Genomic DNA, 22,291 nt, shown 5'->3' on the forward strand with positions numbered 1-22,291 from the left:
TACCGTCCCTCGTTGTTCGCGTCTGTTGGCAGATTTTCTGCTCGTTACGCGCGCGATATTTATGCTTGGTAATAGATCTTATCGACCCTGACACTAAAGTGGCACTGCAACCAATAAGTCATCAACGGTTTTTTTGTCAGAGATTTCCCCCTCGAAATTCTTCCGGAAATTGTCACACAGATGCCACAACTATTGAGTGTTGTCAGCGGACGCCAGCCCAAGGAAAGCACCATATACAGCAGCCAGAGTCACCTTAGTAACCACATATAGGGGAGTGGTGGCTATAATCGTGCGATATCCATGCGCTCAATTCACACGCTGAACCATCGCCACAAGGCAGAAACCATTCAACGACCCGACGGCACCGATTTGACAAACTCAATTGCTCAACTTTGACCGCGACTGCTGAATAACAGGCATTTGCAATGCTTGTGGAAGAACTGAAAGTCGGAACACACAATTCTCAAAATGACTTTAACTTCTCTATGCTGTAATTTTTTTACTAACTGTTTCAAATGGAAACGACATCAACGAACCGCCCTATAAAAATGAAATGACTGCGTTGACACTTCGAATGAAAACACATCAGAGGCACAAATGCAGCAGAAACCCCCTGACCTATTGTGGTTGAGAACAACAGATTTTGCCGACGCAACCGCGAGGCCGCTCATCTGTCAGCAAGCAAACGGCAGCCCGTCTAAGACGCTCCGTTGCGCGTGGATAGCCGCGTTTTATGCAAAATATCCTCCAAGTTTGACATTGGGATTCAAGTAGACACACACGTACAGCCCTCAAAACGGATACGAATATTTGTCTGCTCGGGCAAAACGGGCCACCAATACGGCAGAACAGATGCCAATGCGCAGCGTCCGGCGTCAACACCGTGCGCCGGACGCTGCGCATTGCTCAGGGCAGATCGCTACACCTCAGAATGGCGCTGAAGCTCGAAACCGCATCATCTTTCCACTGTCCGGGTGCTTGATCCGCAGTTCTTCCGAGTGAAGCATGAGCCGATCAAACTCACGCGCGGGCCCTTCCGCATAGAATGGGTCGCCCAAGATAGGATGCCCCAAAGCAAGCATATGCACACGCAACTGATGGCTCCGCCCTGTCTGCGGAAACAACCGCACCCGGCTCTCAGTCTCTGTGTCGCGCAGCACCCGCCAATCGGTGACAGCAGGCTTGCCGTTCTCGTGGTCGACATGTTGCCTCGGTCGGTTCGGCCAATCCACGATCAGGGGCAGATCAACCCGCCCCGTCTTGGGTGTCATCCGCCCCCACACCCTTGCCACATAGGTCTTTTTCGCGGAACGCAGTTCGAATTGCTTGGACAGGAACCGCTGGGCATGTGGTGTAAGACCAAATACCATGACACCGCTTGTATCCCGGTCCAAACGGTGCACCAGCAACGCCTGCGGCCACACCGCCTGCACCCGTGCGATCAAGCAATCTGACAAATGCTCTCCCTTACCTGGAACACTAAGCAGGCCAGAGGGTTTGTCGACCAACAGCATCTCCGCATCATCATGCAGAATGTCCAAAGGATCGTTGGGCGGGGCATAGACATCATCCATGTCCCCGCCTCTCAAATGCGCAGCTCAAAGACAACCCCCATCACGTTTCGGCGAGGCTCGCATATCCTGTTTGCCTGAATCAGCGCGCCATGATCGTTGTGCGTTATGAAGTATTTAGCTGCCCTTTTGCTCGCCCTCCCGACCTTTGCCTTTGCCCAGTGTGGACCCGATGCGCCCTGTAAAATAGACGGCGGCAGTTATCACATGATCGACGGCAGCGAAGGCACGGAAGGCGCCCCTGTACTGGTCTTTTTCCACGGCCACAATGCAACGGGCCAGATGATCTTTCGCGGCGGGATCAAATCCGACTTCGCGGATGCGGGCTATGTCGTCATCGCCCCCAACGGCCAGCAAATACCGGGGCGGCAAACGCGCTTCTGGCCGGGGCGGGATGGCAGCGCGCGCGACGATATCGCCTTTACCCTCGACGTGATTGAAGATGCCAAGACCAGGGCGTCCATCGACGCCGACCGCATCTATGTCGCCGGGTTTTCCGCAGGTGGATCAATGGCTTGGCTCATGGCCTGCAAAGCCGCGGAACAGTTCGCTGGCTTCACGTCCATCTCTGGAGCCTTGCGGGAACCCAACGATACAACGAACTGCCCGACCACGCCTGTTCGGTTCCTGCAAATCCATGGATTTGCCGACAACCAGGTCCCCTTCGAAGGACGTGCCATTCGGGATTGGCATCAGGGCAGCCTGTGGGACAGTCTCGCACTGGCACGCGCCAGCAACCAATGCCGCACGCACCCAGACACAATCGACGTCGGCGACCGTTTTCGCTGTCGCGATTGGAACGCAAGCTGCTCAGACGGTGCGATAAAATTCTGCGAACATGACGGCGCCCACGGGATGCCACGCGGCTGGACCACTCTTGCCCGCGACTGGTTCGAGGGGTCCTAGGCCGTCGCCCGCATTTGACGGATCATGGAGGCCGAGTAGATCACCAGAGCCGCCCAGATCATCGGGAACGCCATAAGCCGCCCTTGGTCTAATGGTTCCTTGAACACAAACACAGCAATCAGAAAGATCAGAGTTGGCGCAAGATAGCCAAGAATGGCGATGGTGGTCAGGCGCAGTCCCTTGGCCCCGTTTGCATAAAGCAGCAGCGGTGCGGCCGTCACCGCACCACATCCCAGCAGCAACAGGGTATCACTTAAATCTGTTGTCAGGAAATGCCCTTGTCCGCTTGCACTTAACCATACTGCATACCCAAGCGCCGGGATCAGCAGGATCAACACTTCCAGTAAGAAACCCTGATTTGGGCCGATAGGCAGCTGTTTCTTGGCCAAAGCATACAGCCCCCAGGACAGGATCAGCCCGACGGCAACCCAAGGCACGCTGCCCGCCTGCCAGATCAGAACAACCACGGCGATCGACGCCAGCCCAATGGCAATCAACTGCAACCGCGTCACACGCTCGCGCAAAACCAACGCGCCCAGAGCGACTGAGAACAAGGGGTTTATGTAGTACCCCAATGCGGCATCCACCGTCTGATCCGAGGCAATGGCCCACACATAGATACCCCAGTTGATCGACACCAAAGCGGCTGTCACACAGCCCATGGCCAACATCCGCGGATTGCGCACCGCGGCCAGAAGGTCGCCCGTTCGCTTCAGTAAAATCAGAACCACTGCCGCGATGGGAACCGACCAAATGATACGGTGCGCCACCACTTCCGCCGCGCTGATATGGCTGACCATTTTCATATAAAGCGGCAGAAACCCCCACAGGAAATAGGCGGAAATGGCAAAGCCAAGCCCTTGGGGCGTGTCACCGTTCGATTGTGTCATGGAGGTGGTCCTTTCCGGCCCACCCCTAGCACCAGATCAACGTGGCGTCACGCTTTCACGCGCTCGGATTTCGGGTCATACATTGGCTTCAGCGATGCCTCTGCCCGCACGCGTGTGCCGGCCACGTCGATCTCGTAGGTCGAGGCCAGAACATCCGCCGCAGCTTCGCCCTTGCACGGCACGTATCCAAGGCCCATGGCCCCGCCCAGATGGTGGCCATAAGCACCCGAAGTCAGGTAGCCGACGATCTCACCATCCCGCACGATCGGCTCGTTGTGATAGAGCAGCGGTTCCGGGTCTGTCAGTTTGAACTGCAGCATGCGGTTGGACAGCCCCTCGTCCTGCTTACGCAGCACCGCGTCACGCCCGATGAAGGACGGTTTGTCCTTCTTCACGGCAAAGCCAAGGCCCGCCTCCATCACATGGTCTTCGCAAGTTATATCATGGCCAAAGTGGCGGAAGCCCTTTTCGATCCGGCAGGTATCCATCATGTGCATGCCGCACAGTTTCAGCCCCATGTCTTGACCGGCATCATACAGCGTCTCGAACACGTGGCCTGCCATGTCGGAAGAGACATAAACCTCCCAACCCAGCTCACCCACGTAGGTCACGCGGTGAATACGGGCGAGGCCCATGCCGATCTCAATCTGCTGTGCGGTGCCAAAGGGGTTCGTCTCGTTTGACAGGTCCGCAGGCGACACCGCGTTCAGCAACTCGCGCGACCGTGGCCCCATCACGGCCAGCACACCTTCGCCCGGGGTCACATCGGTGATCACCACGTTGAAGTCGCCCACATGGCGCTCCATCCAGGTCTGGTCCGCCAAACGCGTCGCTGCCGGTGTCAACACCAGATAGGCGGTCTCGGTCAAGCGCGTGACGGTCACATCCGCCTCGATCCCACCTCGATTGTTCAGGAACTGGGTGTAGACGATCTTGCCATTCGGCACCGAATAGTTTCCGCCGCCCACGTAGTTCATGAACGCCTCAGCATCGCGCCCTTCGACACGGATCTTACCGAACGACGACATGTCATACATACCCACGTTCTGACGGATCGCCATGTGCTCTTCGCGCACGTTGTCAAAGAAGTTCTGGCGGCTCCAGCTGTACTCGTATTCCGGCGTTTGACCGGCTCGCGCGATCCAGTTGGCACGCTCCCAACCAGCGAATTCGCCCATCACCGCGCCACGCTCCATCAAGTGCCCGTGGAAAGGGGAGCGGCGAACACCACGAGCAGTCGCCTTCTGACGGAAGGGGAAGTGATCGGCGTAAAGCAGGCCCAGTGTTTCCGTGGACCGCTCGGCCAGATAGGTTTTGTTGCCCTGGAACGGCTGCATCCGGCTGATGTCCACGTCACCCAGATCAAAGGGTTTGTCTCCATCCTCCATCCACTGTGCCAGCGCCATACCCGCGCCACCTGCGGACTGAATACCGATCGAGTTGAAGCCACAGGCAACCCAGACATTGTCCATCTCGGGCGCAAGGCCAAGGTGATAGGCGTCGTCGGGGGTGAAAGACTCGGGCCCGTTGAAGAACGTGTGAATGCCTGCCTCGGCCAGCATCGGCAGACGGTTGACCGCAGCCTCAAGGATCGGCTCGAAATGGTCAAAATCCTCGGGCAACTGGTCGAATTCAAAATCCTTCGGAATGCCGTCAACAGCCCACGGCTTGGCATTGGGCTCAAAGGCGCCCAGCAGAATCTTACCCGCATCTTCCTTGTAGTAGGCGCATTCGTCCGGAATACGCAGCACGGGCAGCTGCTTCAAATCCTTGATGGACTCGGTGACAATGTAAAAGTGTTCGCAGGCCTGCAGCGGCACGTTCACGCCCGCCATGCGGCCAACCTCATGGCCCCACATGCCCGCACAGTTCACGATCATGTCGCAGGCGATGCGGCCATCACTGCCATCCTCACCTTTCCAGTCCACGCCTGTGACCCGGTGGCCCTCACGCACGATGTTGGTAACCGCAACACGCTCCTGCACCTTGGCACCGTTCTGACGCGCGCCCTTGGCCAATGCCAGCGCGATATTGGCCGGGTCGCCCTGACCGTCGAGGGGCAGGTACACGCCGCCGGTCACACCGTCGATGTTCATATGCTCATAGCGCGCTTTCACTTCAGTCGGCGAGATTTCCTCGACATCCACACCAAAGGATCGCGCCATCCCTGCCTGACGGCGCAGTTCTTCAAGCCGCTCATCGGTCAAGGCCGCCGTGATCGACCCCACGCGCTTGAAGCCTGTGGCAACACCGGTTTCAGCTTCCAACTCTCCATAGAGTTCCTGCGAATAGCGGGCCAGCTTGGTCATGTTGGCCGTCGCGCGCAGCTGCGCAATCAGGCCAGCGGCATGCCATGTCGTGCCCGATGTCAGCTGCTTGCGCTCAAGCAGCACCACGTCTTTCCACCCAAGCTTGGTCAGGTGATAGGCAACCGAACAGCCAATGACGCCACCACCAATGATGACAACGCGGGCGTTGGAGGGAAGATCAGGCATAGTACATCCTCAGACGATTACATGCCCGGCGGCTTTCAGGCGTCGGGCGATTTCAGCGATATGGGCGGGGCCAACCTCGCAACAGCCGCCCACGATGGTGGCGCCTGCATCGATCCACGACATCACGTGGTCAGCATAGAGAGCGGGAGTGAAGTCGCGCCGGGCCGACAGGCTGTCGACCGTGGGTTTGTCTTCAAGAAAATCGGAGGTGATCTGCTCGAACCCGTTGGCATAGGCACCGATAGGCACATCCAGACCCTTGAGCCCGGCCAGTGCTGCGGGAATGGCCTCGGGCGCGGAACAATTGATCAGCACTGCACTGGCGCGGCCGCGTGCGATGGGTACTACATCTGCAACGTCTTCGCCCGAGCGCAGCTTGCTGCCGTCCCGATCCTCAACGGTTAGGGCCAGCCAAACGGGTTTGCCTGTGGGCACGGTCCCTGCGAGCACATCTTGCGCATGGGCAAGCGACGCTACAGTTTCGCAGATCAGCAAGTCACTGGACGGGGCCAGCAGGTTCGCCACTTCGGCAAAAAGTGGTACGGCAACATCCGGATCCGGATGCAGGTCGGGCCGGTAGCTCGCACGCAATGGACCAATGGCCCCGGCGATACGGCCCGATCCGTGGGCACGCCGTGCAGCCCGCGCCTCGAACAAGGCACTTTGATGAAGGGCGGTAAACGCGCCCTCCACCGGAGTATCTGTCAGACGGTCGTGATGAATGGCGTAGCTGTTGGTGGTCGCTATCGTGGCGCCCGCGGCAAAAAAATCCGCGTGCACCTGCGTAACCAAGCCCGGATGATCCAGCATGATCTGTGTCGACCAAAGCGGCGTGGGTTTGTCCCCAGCGCGATGCACCAGTTCCTGCCCCATGCCACCATCCAACAATGTGATCTCAGCCATCCGTCAGCTCCGAAAGAAATCCAAAAACGATCACGCCCGAAGCCGTTCGTTTTCAGGATCCCAGAGCGGTTGGTCCGTCTGCACGACTGCCTTGTAGCGTTTGCCATACATTTCGACCTCCAGCTCGGTGCCCGGAGCGGCAAGATCGTTGCGCACCACTCCCAGGGCGATAGATGCATTGATCCGATAGCCCCACGCGCCGGATGTGGTTTCGCCGACAACCTCGTCGCCGTTCCAGACGGTGGACATGTAGGGCGCGTCCTGATCGCCCGCCTCGATCAACATGGTGACAAAGCGTTTCTTCGACCCTTGCTGTTTCTCGGCTTGCAACGCCGCTTTGCCTGGGAAGTCCTGTGGCTTATCCAGACGAACAAAGCGGTCCAGACCACCTTCAAACATGGTGTAGTCGGTCGACAGATCGCCCTTCCACGTCCGATAGCTTTTTTCCAAGCGCATTGAGTTCAGCGCGTACATGCCAAACGGTGTGGCACCCGCATCACGGATCGCCTCATAGACCTTGGCCGCCTGATCGGTTGGTGCGTGCACTTCCCAGCCCAGCTCACCTACAAAGGACACGCGGGCCATGGCAACAGGCACGCCAGCCACCGTGGCGGATTGGTGCGTCAACCAGCCCAAGGACAGGTCCGCGTCCGAGATATCGGCAAACAGGTCCCGCGATTTGGGCCCGGTGACCAACATGGTGGTGACCTCTTTGGACAGGTCCGTCAGCTCAACACCTTCGGGCGCACGGCTGGCAAGCAGTTCAAAATCGTGCCACTGCGCAACAGCAGCGGTCATGATAGTGAAGTCATCCTCACCATGCCGGATCACCGATACTTCGGTCAGGATACGGCCACGGCTGTCGGCAAAGTAGGACAGGTTCATCCGGCCCGCTTTGGGCAGTGCGCCGGTGATCTGTGTCCGCAAGAACTCTGCCGCACCCGCACCCTTAAGGGCGTAACGCGAGAAGCCACACATATCGATGACACCTACGCCATCGCGCACGGCTTCGACTTCTTCCTTGATCCGGGCTTCCCATGGGCCGTTGCGATCCCATGTCTGTGTCGCCTCTTCGGACGTGTCGTCGCCATCCTTGGCAAACCAGTTTGCGCGCTCCCAACCATTGTAGGCGCCCATCTGGCCGCCATCAGCCACAAGACGGTGGTGGTTCGGCGACAGTTTCTTGTTCCGCCCGGCAGGCCATTCGTGATGCGGGAAGTGCATCGCGTATTCGTGACCGTATGTTTCCAGCGCTTTCGACAGGCAATAGTCGTGATCGGCGTGGTCGGTGTAGCGGCGCGGGTCAACCGCCCACATGTCCCACTCGGTCTCGCCATGCATGATCCACTCGGCCAGCGTCTTGCCTGCACCACCACCTTGGGCGATGCCGAATGTAAAGGAATGCGCCTCAAACGCGTTCTTCACTCCGGGCATTGGGCCAATCATTGGCAGCCCGTCAGGGGCGTATGGAATCGGGCCGTTGATGTTGCGGCCAACGCCAGCAGTGCCCAGTGCAGGCACACGTTCCATCGCGTCCTCGATGTAGAATTCAAGACGTTCCAGATCGTCGGGATAAAGCTGGAAGCTGAAGTCCTCTGGCATCGGATCGTCAGGCGTCACCCAATGCGCCTTACAGTTCCGCTCGTAAGGCCCAAGGTTCAGACCGTTCTTGTCCTGACGCAGGTAATAGCTGATGTCCACGTCGCGGATCATCGGCATCTTGTGACCTTTTTCCTTGGTCCACTCGGCCAGTTCGGGGATCTCTTCGGTCAGGAAGTACTGGTGGGACATGACAACCATGGGCACCGTGCGGCCCCCAAATGGCTTGAACATCTCGCCCACGCGCTGTGCGTAGTAGCCGGCACAGTTGGCCACGTATTCGGCGCGAATTTCGCCCTTCTCGGTCTTCACGATCCACTCGTCGCCATCGCGGTCAATGCCGATGACAGGGCAGAACCGTTCGATACGACCGCCCGCATCACGCGCACCCTTGGCCAGCGCCTGGGTCAACTGGGCAGGATCAATGTCACCATCCAGCGGATCCCAAAGACCACCGGCGAGATCGTGCGTCTCCATGAACGGGTTGAACTCTTTGAGTTCATCCGGCGTGCACATCTGCATCTCAAGGCCCTGATAGCGGCCCATACCTGCGACCCGCTCAAACTCCTGCATCCGCTCTTTCGAGTGGGCGAGGCGGATCGCGCCGGTGACGTGGTAATTCATCGGGTAGTCGACGTCGTCAGCCAGGGTCCGATACATCTCCAGCCCGTAGCGCTGCATGTTCATCACGGCCCAGGAGGACGAGAAGTTCGGGCAGTTGCCTGCCGCATGCCAGGTCGAGCCTGCCGTCAGCTCATTTTTCTCAAGCAGAACACAATCGGTCCAACCCGCCTTGGCAAGATGGTACAAGGTCGAGGTGCCGACGACACCACCCCCTATGATGACCACGCGGGCCGTTGTTGGAAAATCTGCCATTTGAATAGCTCCCTATTGGTCGTGTTGCGGACGTCCATCCGCAATGTCGTAATAGTCGCCCTTGTCGGCGACAAAGATGTGTTTTTCCGTGGTGATCCCGGTCGGCCCGTCCAATGTCCCCGACATGACAGACACGGCACCGCCATCGTCCTCATGTCGCCAGAACAGGGACGAACCGCAGTGGCTGCAAAAGCCACGTTGGGCCTTGGGCGAAGACTGGTACCAGACCAATGTGGCATCGCGCGTGATCTCAAGCTGGACAGGCGCCACTTGCGTTGCGGAGACATAGTGTCCGCTCATCTTCCGGCACTGGAGGCAATGACAAGCAACGGAGTTGCGCAGCTCTCCCGAAAGGCTATAGGCGACACCGCCACACAAGCAGCTTCCAGTCATCATGTCAGGACCTCCCCGGTGTTGCTGACGCGCCCAAAAGCAACCCATAGACAACGAAACATGTTGCCATGACACGCCGGAACCAGACGTTGAACACCGCGCCGATGGCGGCCCGTCCGATACCTGCACCCAATGCGGTGAAGCCCGAATAGCTGAGCGCGGTGATCGTCAAAGCCGTTGGAATGATCTGCCACATCTGATCCCAGACAGGCACGTCTGGCTGCACAAACTGCGAAAAGGCAGCAAGATAGCCAGCCACGCTCTTGGGGTTGATTGTCGCAATTGCGAAAGCGCGGACATAAACGGATTTGCCCGATTGCACGGCCAGCTTGGGTGGCGTTCGTGCCGCAAGCCAACCACGAACGCCGAGATAAATCAGGAATCCTGCTCCGATCAGCTTCGCCACGAAAAACGCAGTTGGAGACGCGGCGATGAGCGCGGTAATGCCCGCCGCTGACAAGATGAGAAACAGCAGCGCCTGCGTCAGGATCGCAAGAATGCCGGGGACCGACCGACGAAAACCCAGGGTCATGCCGTTGTTGATGCAATTGACAGCGTTTGGGCCGGGCGTGGTAACAAACACCACCCAAAACATCGCGAATATGGCCCAGGCTTCGAACGACATCAGTACACCGGCGGCGCAATGACCCAGATCGCGACCGCAGGCGCGTCATAGGGATTCTTCCAGCGAAAAGGCTCGCCCCGGATGCGGAAACTGTCACCCGGCGCGATGGCATAGGTCTGGCCGGCAATTTCAAGGTCCAGACGGCCAGAGATCAGATATCCCACCTCCTGTGTCGGGCGCGTAACAGCTTGGGCAATCTCGCTGTGCGGCTCAAAGGTCGAATGCACCATCTCGAAATCATCTGTCAGGTCGGGTGACAGCAACTCTTCGACCAATCCCGCCGTACGTGATCCGATGGGCCGCCGTGCACCGCTGCGGACGACATAACCCTCTTCGTTGGCAGGGGCCGCGCCCCGGCGAAACAGGGTCGATACGGCAATGTCCAACTCGGCCGCGATGTGGCGCAAATCGGTGATCGACGGCTCGGACAGATCACGCTCCACTTGGCTGACCCACCCCACGGATCGACCCAATGCGTCCGCCAAATCCTGCAATGTCAGCCCACGCGCCTTGCGCAAGGCACGCAGGTCCGCGCCAAGGCTGTGGGCAATGGTTGGGTCTGATTGCAGCATGAGCCGTGAAATTCCCTTTCAGAATTTCACGTAAGGGAAGTCAAAATGAAAAATCAAGATAGATTTTCACGTGCGGGCAAAAACATTCCCAAGAATCGCGGCCAAAGCATCGGCATCGCCCTGTGTGAAGGCATCCGATTGATCACTGTCGATGTCGAAAACGGCGATCAGGTCTCCAGTGGCCGCCTTGACCGGCAGCACAAGCTCGGAGCGGGTGGAACTGGCACAGGCTATGTGGCCCGGGAAGGCATCCACATCCGTTACCAATTGCACCTCGCCCGTCCGCGCCGCCGCGCCGCATACGCCGCGTGAGAATGGGATTTGCAGGCAGCCATGCCCGCCTTGATAGGGGCCGATCTTCAACATCTCCGGGCCGGTCACACGATAGAACCCAGTCCAGTCGAACCGACCGTCACTGTGATGCACTTCGCACGCAACCGTCGCCATCAAAGCGATCGTATCGTCCTCGCCTTCGGTCAGGCTTTGGATCGTTTTGGCAAGCAGGTCGTAATCTGGCACCGGTAGTCTCCCTTGGCCGGGAAGGACTGGGGCGCTGCCCCAGACCCCGTCGTATTTTCAGTCAGAAGAAACTCAGACGCGTTCTATGGCGATCGCAGTTCCTTCGCCACCGCCGATGCAGATGGCCGCAACGCCGCGTTTGAGGTTTCGTTTTTCCAGCGCATTCAAAAGCGTCACGATGATGCGGGCACCGGACGCACCGATCGGGTGACCCAGCGCGCACGCGCCGCCGTTTACATTCACAACCTCGTGGTCGAGCCCCATTTCACGCATGAACGCAAGCGGCACCACCGCAAAGGCCTCGTTCACCTCCCATAGGTCTACGTCGTCCTTTTTCCAACCGATGCGGTCCAGCAGCTTTTGCGCAGCAGGCACAGGCGCCGTGGTGAACAAACCCGGCGCCTGGGCGTGGCTCGCATGACCCAGAACATGCGCGCGCACGGTCATGTTTTCCGCCTCAGCGATCTCCTCGGACGCCAAAACAAGCGCAGCGGCCCCATCCGAGATCGAGGACGAATTGGCTGCTGTTACAGTGCCGCCATCCCGAAAGGCCGGTTTCAGGTGAGGGATTTTGTCAGGCCTTGCACTGCCCGGTTGTTCGTCCGCGTCCACCGTCACCGAGCCCTTGCGGGTTGGGATTTCAACCGGTGTCACTTCACCCGAAAAAGATCCGGTCTCGATTGCGGACTGCGCTCGGCTCAGGGAAGCGATGGCGTAATGATCCTGCACCTCGCGGGTGAATTGGTAAGTCTCAGCGCAGTCCTCGGCGAATGTGCCCATCAAGCGGCCCTTGTCATAGGCATCTTCGAGACCATCCAGAAACATGTGATCAATCACCTGCCCATGCCCCAAACGCGCGCCGCCTCGCATCTTGGGCAGCATGTACGGCGCGTTTGTCATGCTCTCCATCCCGCCAGCCACCATGGTGTCAGCATGGCCCAGCGCGATCTGGTCAAAGGCCATCATCGCCGCTTTCATTCCCGAACCACACATCTTGTTAAGCGTCGTTGCCGGAACATCTTCGGCCAAACCCGCAGCGAACCCGGCCTGACGCGCCGGGGCCTGGCCTTGACCGGCAGGCAGCACACAGCCCATCAACACCTCGTCCACGGTCGACACACCAGCACCGTCCATCGCGGCCTTGATCGCGATACCTCCGAGGGCCGGTGCAGACATGTCTGACAATGCGCCCTGAAACCCGCCCATGGGTGTACGCGATGCTCCGGCGATCACAACTGGTTTCATGCCTTGGGACTCCTGTCAAAAGGTAGCAACTGAATAGTAAGGTTTGCGACCTAGACAGACAATGTAACCAGAGAATTGCAAGAGGGCGCGCATGGATCTTCGCAGCAGATCAGAAGACAGCCTACAAGTGGTGTCTGTACATGGTAGCCGAATCGACGCGGCAGTGGCCATCGAGTTCAAGGAAGCGATGCGCAGTGCCACCGATAGCGGCGACGACACCGTCGTTCTGGACCTGAGCGAGGTGCAGTTCATCGATTCGAGTGGCCTGGGCGCAATCGTCGCCGCGATGAAACAGATGGGTCAATCACGCAAATTGGCCCTCGCTGGCCTGACGCCGACCGTGGAAAAAGTGTTTCGCCTGACACGGATGGACAGTGTTTTCCCGGTTTTCCCCACACTTGACGGGGCGATTGCCGAGCTGAAGACCTAACTTTGTCGACCCAGATGGAAGTCCGTTCGATGACCCGCACAACATTCTTGCCTGCATTTCATATTTCGGTGGTGAGTGGTCAGATGGCCGTCAGAACGGCGCTCGGCCAACTGCTTGATGGTCTGAAACCCCTGTCGCTTGATGTAGAAGAGGCAGGAACGGTTGAGCTGGTTATGGCAGAGGCGCTCAACAATATTGTCGAACACGCCTATCCCGAAGACGAAGGGAGTGGGCAGATTGATATCACATGCGCCCATGCATCGGACGGGCTACATTTGACAGTCGTGGATTCGGGGCGGGCAATGCCAGATGGCCAGACCCCCGTAGGTGGTGCCGCAGATATTGATGTTGACTTCTGTGACATGCCGGAAGGCGGGTTCGGATGGTTCCTGATCAAGGATCTGGCCAAGGACGTCACCTATCAGCGACAGGATACAGAAAACCAGCTGCAGCTTCGACTTGCTGTTGCCCTGGCATAGGCCGTCGGTCGCGCGCCCTGCGCGATGATTCCGCAAAACAGCCTCCCGCCGACCATAATCCTGCCCGAATCCACCGGCATACCAGTACCCGTAGCTGCAAATAGCTTCCCTCGGTGTCGCGTGTAATTGCCCCCACCCAGTGCGCGGCACCGAGGATCTTCTCTCCCCCATTCTTCTGTGGACAAGGCATCTGCGACAGTTAGGTTGCCCGGTGCAATCAGACTATGGGGATTTCCAATGCGCGACTTTCACCTGCCCGGCCGTTCACCTGTTCTTGCATCGTCCGGCATGTGTGCCACGTCGCACCCGCTTGCAGCCCAAACAGCCGTAGAAATCCTGAAAGCTGGCGGAAACGCCATGGATGCAGCCATTGCCGGGGCGGTCTTGCTGGGCATCTGCGAGCCGCAGATGACCGGGATCGGCGGTGACTGTTTCGTCCTTTGGTCTGATACCGACGGCAATATGCATTCCCTAAACGGGTCAGGTCGCGCACCCATGGCGCTCGACGCCGCCGAGTTGCGGGCCACGGGCGAAACAACCGTCCCACCCTACAGCGCGCATGCAGTCACCATTCCAGGCGCCATAGATGCGTTCTGCACCCTGTCCGACCGTGTCGGTCGATTGGGCCTCGACCGCATTCTAGCGCCTGCAATCCACTACGCTGAAACCGGCGTCCCCGTTGCCCCCCGCGTCGCCTTTGACTGGGCCAAAGACGAAGCCGTCCTCCAAGGGTCCGCCCGCGACGCTTACCTTGTAAACGGCACGGTTCCAAAGGCCGGCGAGATATTTGCCGCTCCCCAACAAGCCGAAGTCCTGCGCCGCATCGCCAGGAATGGGCGCGACGCTTTCTATGGCGGAGAGGTGGCCGAAGACATGCTGGCCACCCTCAACGCCTTGGGCGGCAAGCACACCGCAGAAGATTTCGCGTCGACCAAATGCACAGACACCACGCCGATCAGCAGCAGCTATCAGGGTCTGGACCTGATCGAACATCCGGCAAACGGGCAAGGCGCAACAGCGAATCTGATGCTCAATATCCTCAAGCATTTTGACGTCGCGGATATGGGCCCATGGGGCACCCAGCGTGCGCATATCGAAGCGGAAGCCGCCAAACTGGCCTACGACGCGCGCAACCGCTTCATCGCAGATGCGGATTATGCCAACCGCATGGATCATATGATGTCGCCGGAAACAGCGACACAGCTCGCTGCGCTGATCGACCCCGGCAAGGCAATGCCGAATGCCACAACGCTCAGCGAACAGGTGCACAAGGACACGATCTATATCACCGTCGTGGATCGCGACGGTATGGCCGTCTCGCTGATCTACTCAATCTTCCATGGGTTCGGATCAGGCATCGCCAGCGACAAGTTCGGTATCCTGTTCCAGAACCGCGGCGCCGGCTTCACACTGGAAGAAGGGCACCCGAACGAACTGAAGGGCGGCAAACGTCCGATGCACACCATCATCCCAGGGATGCTGGCCAAGAACGGCAAACCGATCATGCCCTTTGGCGTGATGGGTGGGGCATACCAACCCAACGGGCACGCGCGTTTTGTCTCCAACCTCACGGATTTCGGCCTCGACCCGCAAACAGCAATCGACGCACCCCGCGCCTTCTCAGACGCAGGTGATATGAAGGTCGAAAGGGGCTATTCTGATCAGGTCCGGTCAGAGCTTGCAGATCTGGGCCACAATGTCAGCATTCCAGACACCGCAATCGGTGGCGCACAGGCCATCCTGATCCGGGACGACGGCGTGTTGGAAGGCGCAAGTGACCCCCGCAAAGACGGCTGCGCGCTGGGGTATTAGGAACCGGGTAAGGCGGAGGTGTCCTCCGCCCCGCACGTCAATTCAGCTGGAAGTGCAACGGATAGGATCCGTCTTCAAACGGACCAAACAGGTCCGGAATGTCTGGGTGATCCACTGGCTCCCCGGAATAGTCAGCAACAAGGTTCTGCTCGGACACATAAGCCACGTAGTAGCTTTGATCATTCTCAGCCAGCAGGTGATAGAAAGGCTGGGCCTTTATCGGGCGGCTGTCCTCTGGAATCGCCTCGTACCACTCTTCGGTGTTCGAAAACTCGGGGTCCACATCAAAGATCACCCCGCGAAAGGGGTGCTTCTTGTGACGGACCACCTGGCCCAGATGATATTTTGCGCGTGTTCTAAGCATAACATTGCGCCCCCTACGGCACGTGACTACACGGTGCAAGGGACACTTGTCCAATAATTGAGCACAATTTCGCTGGAAACAGTTTGTGAACCTAACCTTAACAGTCCTCCAAATCGTCGCCCCTGTTTTCCTGCTCGCAGGCATCGGATTCACATGGGTTAAGGTCGGCCTGGAATACCGTATTCAGTTCGTCACGCAGTTGGCCATGACCCTCTCATTGCCCTGCCTCATCTTCGTCTCCCTGATGCGGACAAAGATTGATCCCGTGGCCTTAGGAACCCTGTCAGTTGCATCGGTCGTCGCTTACGCCGCCGTCACTCTGGTCATGCTGGCACTGGTGCGCATCGCGCGTCTGAACACGCGCACATATGCCGCCCCCCTGATCTTTGGAAACACCGGAAATCTGGGCCTGCCCCTCGCCCTTTTTGCGTTCGGCGATGTCGGACTCAGCTACGCGATCATCGTCTTCGCCATCATGGCGCTCTGGTCATACACTTATGGTATATGGCTGGTGGCTGGGGCCGGTGCATTCGGCAAGGTGCTGCGCGAACCCCTGGTGTGGGGCACGGTTCTGGGCGCGCTGTTTCTTTGGCAGGGCTGGCAGACGCCCACCTTCCTCACCAACGCGCTTGATCTGATCGGGCAAATGGCGATCCCGATGATGTTGATCACGCTGGGAGTCGCCGTGGCCCGGCTGTCGACCAAGGGGATGCTGCAAGCCGCGGGGCTTTCCGCCATCAAGCTGACCCTGTGCACGGGCATTGCATGGGGGGTCGGACGGTTCTTTGCCCTTGATCCAGTTGCCTTTGGCGTGCTGGTTCTTCAGGTCGCCACGCCCGTTGCCGTGACATCCTATCTGCTTGCGGAAAAGTACGGCGCGCAGTCCGATAAGGTCGCAGGGCTCGTCGTTGCTTCCACCCTGATGGCAGTCGCGGCACTTCCTGTGATCCTTGCGCTTGTGCTTTGACAAAACGTGATTTCCACGCGGCTCATTTTCCTGTAAACTAACAAAAAAACATAAAAGCGAGTGAGGCAGATGAGCAGACTCTTTCGCGCAATGGCTTTGGTTCTTTTGGCTGCCAGCTGTGGTGGCGGGTCGGGTACGGCCCCCAACCAGTTGGACAACGCCTGTTCCATTGTCCGTGAGCGCCCTGAATACCTTCGCGCCTTCAAGGCGGTTGAACGCAAATACGGCGTGCCGGTGCACGTGCAGATGGCGACGATCTACCAGGAAAGCAAATTCATATCGGACGCGCGGCCCCCGTACCGCTATGCAGCCGGGGTGATCCCCACGGGCCGCATTTCCAGCGCCTTCGGCTACAGCCAGGCCCTTGATGGGACGTGGGATGAATACCGCACATCCACCGGCAAGCGCGTCGCCCGCCGCGATCGCATCCGCGACGCGACAGACTTCATGGGCTGGTACATGGCGGAAACCAACGCACGGCTGGGCATTCCCCTCAGCGACACCCGCAACCAGTACCTTGCCTATCACGAAGGGCGCACGGGCTATACGCGCGGAACCTACCGCAACAAGGCATGGCTGATGCGCGTCGCAGGCGAGGTTGATGCCCGGTCCGATCAGTACGCGGTGCAGCTGCGGTCCTGCTAAGGCCCCGGTCTAGTCTGACGTCCGGCGCGGCGCATCAAACAGGCGGTTCGAGAGAGAGCCGCCTGTTTGCAGCTCTCCCAGGACAACGGTCGTCTGACCACCACCACTGTCATTCACGACCCATTGGCGCAATTGCACCGGGTTACCCGTGAACTTCATTTCGATATTGCCATATTCCGGATGCTCGGGATCCTGCGCCGTGACAACGGTCGCCGTGCCGTCAAAGTCATGGCCGACCACCATATTGGCCTGACCCAGATTCACATTCCGCGCGAGGATCAACGACAACGGCGTGCGGCGCAGCGGATAGGTTTCGGGCGGCTGGTTCGACTTTGAGTCGACGATGTAAACGGCGTTCGCACTCGCAATCATCAGCGTTTCATTGGGTGCGTTGTACTCGAACCGCATCTTGCCCGGCCGCTTGATGTAGATATTGCCGGTGTCGACAGTTCCATCATCATTGACCTGCGTGAACGTCCCCTGCGCTGTCCGCAAATCGTTCAAATAGCTGGAAATCGCGTTCAACGGCAGCTTGTCCGCCCACGCGGCTTGCGCTGTTACAACCGCGACAGAAATCGCTGCAATCCGGGTCCATAGGGTCATACCGCCCACCTTTCACATCTTTGTCTTGGCGATGATATAGGCCGGGACGGCCTGTTATACGATATCAACAGGCCGTACGGTACGGCAGGTCCCCGCTTACCCTTGTTCGGGGACCAGAATTTCGCGCTTGCCCACGTGGTTCGCGGAACTCACGACACCCTCGTCCTCCATCTGCTCAACCAGACGTGCCGCCTTGTTGTAGCCGATGGCCAGCTTCCGCTGGATGTACGAGGTCGAGCACTTGCGATCCTTGATCACAATCGCCACCGCCTGATCGTACAGCGCATCCTCGCCATCCGTGTTGCCACCAAGACCCAGAACAGCGTCAATGTTGCTTTCCTTGTCCTCGGGCGGTCCTTCCACAACGCCCGACACATAGTCCGGCGCGCCAAAGGCCTTGAGGTGGTTCACGATCTCTTCGACCTCTTCGTCGCTCACAAACGGGCCGTGACAGCGCGTGATCTTGGCGCCACCAGCCATGTACAGCATGTCACCCATGCCCAAAAGCTGCTCGGCCCCCATCTCGCCCAGAATGGTGCGCGAGTCGATTTTCGAGGTCACTTGGAACGAAATCCGCGTCGGGAAGTTCGCCTTGATCGTCCCGGTGATCACATCGACCGAAGGGCGCTGTGTCGCCATGATCAGGTGAATACCAGAGGCCCGCGCCATCTGTGCCAGACGCTGGATGCAGGCCTCGATTTCCTTGCCCGCGACCATCATCAGATCGGCCATCTCGTCCACGATGACCACGATATAGGGCATTGCCTCGGGCGCGAATTCCTCGGTCTCGAATACGGGTTCACCCGTCTCGTCATCAAACCCGGTCTGCACCGTACGGCTGAACATCTCGTCCTTGGCCAGCGCCTCTTTCACCCGGCCATTGTAGCCGTCGATGTTGCGCACGCCCATCTTGGACATCTTGCGATAGCGTTCCTCCATCTCGCCCACGACCCATTTCAGGGCCACAACCGCCTTTTTCGGATCGGTCACAACAGGGGACAGAAGGTGCGGAATACCGTCATAGACGCTGAGTTCCAGCATCTTCGGGTCGATCATGATCAACCGGCATTCCTCGGGCGTCAGCTTATACAGCAGCGACAGGATCATCGTGTTGATCGCCACCGACTTACCCGACCCGGTCGTACCAGCAATCAAAAGGTGAGGCATCTTGGCCAGGTTCGCCACAACCGGATCACCACCGATGTCCTTACCCAAGGCAAGCGGCAGCTTCTGGTTGCCATCGCCAAAGTCACGGCTGGCAAGAATCTCGCGCAGCACAACCTTTTCGCGGTTCTCGTTTGGCAGTTCGATACCAATCACGGACCGGCCGGGCACGGTCGACACACGGGCCGACAGGGCGGCCATGGACCGGGCGATGTCATCGGCCAGACCAATCACACGGCTGGCTTTCAAACCGGGCGCAGGCTCCAACTCGTACATGGTGACAACGGGACCGGGACGGACCGAAACGATCTCGCCCTTCACGCCGTAATCATCCAGCACGTTCTCAAGCATCCGCGCGTTTTCTTCCAACGCCTCGTCACTCAGATGATGACGCTGCACGACGCTGGGACTTTCCAGCAGATTCAAAGGGGGCAATTCGAAACCGGGATGGGTGTCCTCAAAGCTCAGCTTGGGCTGTGCCTCCAACTGCGCGCGTGTGCTGGGCTGCACCGGCTTGCGGGCCGGCTGATGAACCACTGTGCGCGGCTCGGCCACAGGAATGACCGGAGCAGCTTCAACAGGTTCCGGAATGGGTGCGTCCAGTTGTTCCGGCTCCGGCGCGTACTCCTGCATAGGTTCAGGTGCATAGTCCTGTACCGGCTCAGGCGCATATGCACCGGGCGCAGCCGTCAAAGGTGGTTCCGCACGACCAAGCGATGCGGCAGCGGTCAACGGCGGTTCCGGCGGCAAGATCGGTTGTGACGCGGTGTTCAGCACCAGCGGATCCGGTCCGCGCCCACGGCCCTTGGTCAACGGTGCAACGCTTTCCGCCTGCACGGCCGGGTTCGACCGCACACGCGCCTTGATCACGTCGGCAATCTTCGTCTTGATCCGCTCGTCTCCGGGACCTTCGCCCACATCCACGTCGCTGTAAGTCTCGATCAGCTCCTGCTCGGGCATCTCATCCGGCATCTGATCGGGGCGTTTGATCAGCGTTGGCATCCGCGACAACAGGCTGGGTCTGGCTGGCTCTTCGACAAGCGGCTCATCATAGGCAGGCATCGGCGGAACCGCAGCAGCGTAGGCTTCGGCCTCTGCCGCCTCGGCCTCACGCGCCGCACGACGTTCTGCCTGACGCTCCTGCATGGTACGTGCCGCCTGCACCGCGCCGCTGGCACCACGGCCCAGAACGGTCATCAGCATGGCATAGACCACGACCAGCCCGACAAGCAGGAAGCGGGCCAGACGCGCAATCTCGACCCGGGTAAAGCCCAGAACAAAGGCGCCAAAAACCACGATACCAATGCCCATCAGCAACGACATCAACTTGACGGTAAAGCTCGATCCAACAGGCAAAACCGTAAGGATAAAGGCCATGACAGTATCACCAAACAGGCCGCCCAGACCGAAGCCGTGGGTCGCTTGCCACACGTCACCCGGTTGCAGGGTCGCGGCATAGATCGACCCGAAAGCAATCGCGATGGGGGCAAAGATCAGACGGCCCAGCGCCCGTTCGGTCCCCAGATGCAGCCCAAAACGCACACCCCACGCCATCAGAACGATGGCAATGCCAAACACGCCCCAACCGCCGATCATGAACAGCGGCGCAGCGATAGAGGCGCCCGTGCGACCCAGCCAGTTCTGCACCGGCGCATCGGTCGAAGCCATCCAGTTCGGATCATCCGGCGTGTAGCTCAGCATCATGGCTGCGGCCATCAGACCCGCGATCAGCAGGCCAATACCCACCAACTCCCGCCCGCGTTTTTCCAACGCCGCCTGCATTCCGTGGTCAAAAAGCGGATCCCGCCGTGTCTGATATGCCATGCTTCGCCTCGTCTTTTCTTATGTGGCATAAAGAACGTCGCGAATGGCCGTCAGGCCCCGCTCCGTCTCTGCCCTTGGGGCCACAAGTGCAGCCCTGATAAACTCATGTCCGGGATTGAACCCGTCGATCTCACGCGCCAGATACGCGCCCGGCAGTACACGCACGCCGGTTTCTTTCCACAGCTTCAACGCCGCCGCCTCGCCGTCACCAACAGGCAGCCACAGAAAAAACCCGGCTTCGGGCGACATATATCCCGGCACATTGCCTAGGATACGATCGGCCATGTCGTACTTCTCATGATACTGCGCCCGGTTCTCGATGACATGCTCTTCATCCGCCCAAACTGCCGCCGCCGCGTGTTGAAGCGGCGAAGGCAACGGTGTGCCTGCATAGGTGCGCAACTGCTTGGCCTCGCGAATGGTCGCAGGCCCACCCACGATGAACCCGGACCGCAACCCAGGCAGGTTCGACCGCTTGGACAGCGAATGAAAGGCCACGACCCGCTCGGGGTCCGCATCACCAATGCACTCCAAAACACCCACGGGCGGCACATCACGATAAATCTCGGAATAGCACTCGTCGGCAAAGACCTGAAAATCGTACTTCTCGGCCAGCGCGATCAAGTCCCGCCAGTAATCCTTGCCCGCCACAGCGCCCTGCGGGTTCGCAGGCGAACACATGTAACACGCAACGGTGCGGTTCAGAATCTCCGGATCAACCGCCGTGTAGTCCGGCAAATGCCCCGTCTCTGCCGTGGCAGGCACCAACACGGGTTCCGCCCCCGCCGAAATCGCGGCGAGCATATAGACTTGGTAAAAGGGGTTCGGCATCAGCACGACAGGCTGTTGCCCATTCTTCACCTCGGGGCAAAGCGCCATCCCCGCATTATAAAGACCCTCGCGCGTCCCATTCAGCGGCATCACATTCGCATCGGCATCCATCGACACGCCATAGCGGCGGCTCAGCCAATCACAAAACGACTGCCGCAGCTCGGGCAAACCTTCGTTCGGAGGATAGTTGTTAAAGCCCGCCGCATGCTCGGCAATCACATCCGTGACCCATGCGGGAAAGGCATGTTTCGGCTCCCCAATGGTCATATGCACGACATCGCCGCCCGGATCGTGATGATCCAACAGGGCGCGCAAACGCGGGAACGCATAAGCCGGAAGGTTCGAAAACCGCTCGGGAAACTTCATCAAACTGCCTCAGGTTCGGGATCATTTTCGCCCCGTTTGCCTGAATGTACCCCAAGGGTGACTCCCTCGTCCAGAAAAACCACGCCAAATCGTCACCTTGTGGCAAATCCGCCAATCAGCCCCTTCTTCTGACCGAAAATACCATGGGGGAGGCCAAAGGCCGGGGGTGAAACCCCCAACAAAATATGGTGTCGCCGCAAGGCGGCCTTTGG

General features: G+C 59.1%; 20 protein-coding genes. 6 read left to right on the forward strand and 14 right to left on the reverse strand.

The genetic code is table 11. The features are described from left to right. Nucleotides 1–926: 926 nt before the first annotated feature. Entirely contained in the window at nt 927–1,574 is a 648-nt protein-coding gene (locus tag Q1A51_RS15400) for an RluA family pseudouridine synthase (protein ID WP_299600377.1), read from the reverse strand. A gap of 105 nt (nt 1,575–1,679) precedes the next feature. Between Q1A51_RS15400 and Q1A51_RS15405 the strand changes: the two genes are divergently transcribed. Further along, entirely contained in the window at nt 1,680–2,477 is a 798-nt protein-coding gene (locus Q1A51_RS15405) for an alpha/beta fold hydrolase (RefSeq protein ID WP_299600380.1), read from the forward strand. Here Q1A51_RS15405 and rarD read toward each other — a convergent pair. The 9 genes from rarD to Q1A51_RS15450 all read right to left on the reverse strand — a co-directional run bounded on the left by rarD (nt 2,474) and on the right by Q1A51_RS15450 (nt 12,594). After that, on the reverse strand, nt 2,474–3,367 hold the full coding sequence (rarD, locus tag Q1A51_RS15410) for an EamA family transporter RarD (RefSeq protein WP_299600383.1): 894 nt from the start codon (nt 3,365–3,367) through the stop codon (nt 2,474–2,476). The genes Q1A51_RS15405 and rarD overlap by 4 nt on opposite strands. Before the next feature lie 47 nt (nt 3,368–3,414). Then, a complete protein-coding gene (locus tag Q1A51_RS15415) occupies nt 3,415–5,862 on the reverse strand; it encodes an FAD-dependent oxidoreductase (protein ID WP_299600385.1) in 2,448 nt (815 codons plus the stop codon). Nucleotides 5,863–5,871: 9 nt separating this feature from the next. Beyond that, nucleotides 5,872–6,765 carry a homocysteine S-methyltransferase family protein gene (locus Q1A51_RS15420; RefSeq protein ID WP_299600387.1) on the reverse strand — a complete coding sequence of 298 codons (894 nt, stop codon included), beginning with the start codon at nt 6,763–6,765 and terminating at the stop codon, nt 5,872–5,874. 30 nt (nt 6,766–6,795) lie between these two features. After that, complete coding sequence (locus Q1A51_RS15425; protein ID WP_299600390.1) at nt 6,796–9,240, reverse strand: FAD-dependent oxidoreductase; 2,445 nt, start codon at nt 9,238–9,240, stop codon at nt 6,796–6,798. Nucleotides 9,241–9,252: 12 nt separating this feature from the next. Next, nucleotides 9,253–9,681: a GFA family protein gene (locus Q1A51_RS15430; protein WP_366870038.1), complete on the reverse strand. Its 429-nt coding sequence runs from the start codon at nt 9,679–9,681 to the stop codon at nt 9,253–9,255. Continuing rightward, a complete protein-coding gene (locus tag Q1A51_RS15435; RefSeq protein WP_299600396.1) occupies nt 9,638–10,258 on the reverse strand; it encodes a LysE family translocator in 621 nt (206 codons plus the stop codon). Before Q1A51_RS15435 ends, Q1A51_RS15430 begins: the two co-directional genes overlap by 44 nt. After that, nucleotides 10,258–10,830 carry a helix-turn-helix domain-containing protein gene (locus tag Q1A51_RS15440; protein WP_299600398.1) on the reverse strand — a complete coding sequence of 191 codons (573 nt, stop codon included), beginning with the start codon at nt 10,828–10,830 and terminating at the stop codon, nt 10,258–10,260. Before Q1A51_RS15440 ends, Q1A51_RS15435 begins: the two co-directional genes overlap by 1 nt. Before the next feature lie 66 nt (nt 10,831–10,896). Beyond that, entirely contained in the window at nt 10,897–11,349 is a 453-nt protein-coding gene (locus Q1A51_RS15445; RefSeq protein WP_299600402.1) for a GAF domain-containing protein, read from the reverse strand. A 72-nt stretch (nt 11,350–11,421) separates the two neighbouring features. Further along, nucleotides 11,422–12,594, reverse strand: a complete 1,173-nt coding sequence (locus Q1A51_RS15450) for an acetyl-CoA C-acyltransferase (protein WP_299600405.1) — start codon at nt 12,592–12,594, stop codon at nt 11,422–11,424. Between the two features lie 91 nt (nt 12,595–12,685). On the opposite strand from Q1A51_RS15450, the gene Q1A51_RS15455 reads away from it, so the two are divergent. The 3 genes from Q1A51_RS15455 (at nt 12,686) to Q1A51_RS15465 (ending at nt 15,315) form a co-directional block, all read left to right on the forward strand. After that, the gene (locus tag Q1A51_RS15455; RefSeq protein ID WP_299202772.1) at nt 12,686–13,024 is read left to right on the forward strand and encodes an STAS domain-containing protein; all 339 of its coding nucleotides are present in this window, start codon (nt 12,686–12,688) and stop codon (nt 13,022–13,024) included. Nucleotides 13,025–13,053: 29 nt separating this feature from the next. Then, on the forward strand, nt 13,054–13,503 hold the full coding sequence (locus tag Q1A51_RS15460; RefSeq protein ID WP_299600409.1) for an ATP-binding protein: 450 nt from the start codon (nt 13,054–13,056) through the stop codon (nt 13,501–13,503). A 237-nt stretch (nt 13,504–13,740) separates the two neighbouring features. Continuing rightward, complete coding sequence (locus Q1A51_RS15465) at nt 13,741–15,315, forward strand: gamma-glutamyltransferase family protein (protein ID WP_299600411.1); 1,575 nt, start codon at nt 13,741–13,743, stop codon at nt 15,313–15,315. A 37-nt stretch (nt 15,316–15,352) separates the two neighbouring features. Here Q1A51_RS15465 and hspQ read toward each other — a convergent pair whose 3' ends face one another. Then, nucleotides 15,353–15,679 carry a heat shock protein HspQ gene (gene hspQ / locus Q1A51_RS15470; protein ID WP_299600413.1) on the reverse strand — a complete coding sequence of 109 codons (327 nt, stop codon included), beginning with the start codon at nt 15,677–15,679 and terminating at the stop codon, nt 15,353–15,355. An 85-nt stretch (nt 15,680–15,764) separates the two neighbouring features. On the opposite strand from hspQ, the gene Q1A51_RS15475 reads away from it, so the two are divergent. Together Q1A51_RS15475 and Q1A51_RS15480 are read left to right on the forward strand one after the other, a co-directional pair. After that, nucleotides 15,765–16,646, forward strand: a complete 882-nt coding sequence (locus Q1A51_RS15475) for an AEC family transporter (protein ID WP_299600415.1) — start codon at nt 15,765–15,767, stop codon at nt 16,644–16,646. Between the two features lie 69 nt (nt 16,647–16,715). After that, nucleotides 16,716–17,291, forward strand: a complete 576-nt coding sequence (locus Q1A51_RS15480; RefSeq protein ID WP_299202786.1) for a lytic transglycosylase — start codon at nt 16,716–16,718, stop codon at nt 17,289–17,291. A 9-nt stretch (nt 17,292–17,300) separates the two neighbouring features. Here Q1A51_RS15480 and Q1A51_RS15485 read toward each other — a convergent pair whose 3' ends face one another. The 3 genes from Q1A51_RS15485 to Q1A51_RS15495 form a co-directional block, all read right to left on the reverse strand. Beyond that, nucleotides 17,301–17,894, reverse strand: coding sequence for an outer membrane lipoprotein carrier protein LolA (locus Q1A51_RS15485; protein ID WP_299548996.1), 594 nt, complete (start codon nt 17,892–17,894; stop codon nt 17,301–17,303). A 96-nt stretch (nt 17,895–17,990) separates the two neighbouring features. Then, nucleotides 17,991–20,882, reverse strand: coding sequence for a DNA translocase FtsK 4TM domain-containing protein (locus Q1A51_RS15490; protein WP_299600417.1), 2,892 nt, complete (start codon nt 20,880–20,882; stop codon nt 17,991–17,993). Between the two features lie 18 nt (nt 20,883–20,900). Next, the gene (locus tag Q1A51_RS15495) at nt 20,901–22,079 is read right to left on the reverse strand and encodes an aminotransferase class I/II-fold pyridoxal phosphate-dependent enzyme (protein WP_299600421.1); all 1,179 of its coding nucleotides are present in this window, start codon (nt 22,077–22,079) and stop codon (nt 20,901–20,903) included. Nucleotides 22,080–22,291: the final 212 nt, after the last annotated feature.

The organism is uncultured Tateyamaria sp., from assembly GCF_947496075.1.
GTDB lineage: Bacteria > Pseudomonadota > Alphaproteobacteria > Rhodobacterales > Rhodobacteraceae > Tateyamaria.

Coding starts and splice junctions, on each gene's coding strand:
- Q1A51_RS15400 (WP_299600377.1), bottom strand. CDS start 1,574: ATGGATGATGTCTATGCCCCGCCCAACGATCCTTTGGACATTCTGCAT.
- Q1A51_RS15405 (WP_299600380.1), top strand. CDS start 1,680: ATGAAGTATTTAGCTGCCCTTTTGCTCGCCCTCCCGACCTTTGCCTTT.
- rarD (WP_299600383.1), bottom strand. CDS start 3,367: ATGACACAATCGAACGGTGACACGCCCCAAGGGCTTGGCTTTGCCATT.
- Q1A51_RS15415 (WP_299600385.1), bottom strand. CDS start 5,862: ATGCCTGATCTTCCCTCCAACGCCCGCGTTGTCATCATTGGTGGTGGC.
- Q1A51_RS15420 (WP_299600387.1), bottom strand. CDS start 6,765: ATGGCTGAGATCACATTGTTGGATGGTGGCATGGGGCAGGAACTGGTG.
- Q1A51_RS15425 (WP_299600390.1), bottom strand. CDS start 9,240: ATGGCAGATTTTCCAACAACGGCCCGCGTGGTCATCATAGGGGGTGGT.
- Q1A51_RS15430 (WP_366870038.1), bottom strand. CDS start 9,681: ATGGGTTGCTTTTGGGCGCGTCAGCAACACCGGGGAGGTCCTGACATG.
- Q1A51_RS15435 (WP_299600396.1), bottom strand. CDS start 10,258: ATGTCGTTCGAAGCCTGGGCCATATTCGCGATGTTTTGGGTGGTGTTT.
- Q1A51_RS15440 (WP_299600398.1), bottom strand. CDS start 10,830: ATGCTGCAATCAGACCCAACCATTGCCCACAGCCTTGGCGCGGACCTG.
- Q1A51_RS15450 (WP_299600405.1), bottom strand. CDS start 12,594: ATGAAACCAGTTGTGATCGCCGGAGCATCGCGTACACCCATGGGCGGG.
- Q1A51_RS15455 (WP_299202772.1), top strand. CDS start 12,686: ATGGATCTTCGCAGCAGATCAGAAGACAGCCTACAAGTGGTGTCTGTA.
- Q1A51_RS15460 (WP_299600409.1), top strand. CDS start 13,054: ATGACCCGCACAACATTCTTGCCTGCATTTCATATTTCGGTGGTGAGT.
- Q1A51_RS15465 (WP_299600411.1), top strand. CDS start 13,741: ATGCGCGACTTTCACCTGCCCGGCCGTTCACCTGTTCTTGCATCGTCC.
- hspQ (WP_299600413.1), bottom strand. CDS start 15,679: ATGCTTAGAACACGCGCAAAATATCATCTGGGCCAGGTGGTCCGTCAC.
- Q1A51_RS15480 (WP_299202786.1), top strand. CDS start 16,716: ATGAGCAGACTCTTTCGCGCAATGGCTTTGGTTCTTTTGGCTGCCAGC.
- Q1A51_RS15485 (WP_299548996.1), bottom strand. CDS start 17,894: ATGACCCTATGGACCCGGATTGCAGCGATTTCTGTCGCGGTTGTAACA.
- Q1A51_RS15490 (WP_299600417.1), bottom strand. CDS start 20,882: ATGGCATATCAGACACGGCGGGATCCGCTTTTTGACCACGGAATGCAG.
- Q1A51_RS15495 (WP_299600421.1), bottom strand. CDS start 22,079: ATGAAGTTTCCCGAGCGGTTTTCGAACCTTCCGGCTTATGCGTTCCCG.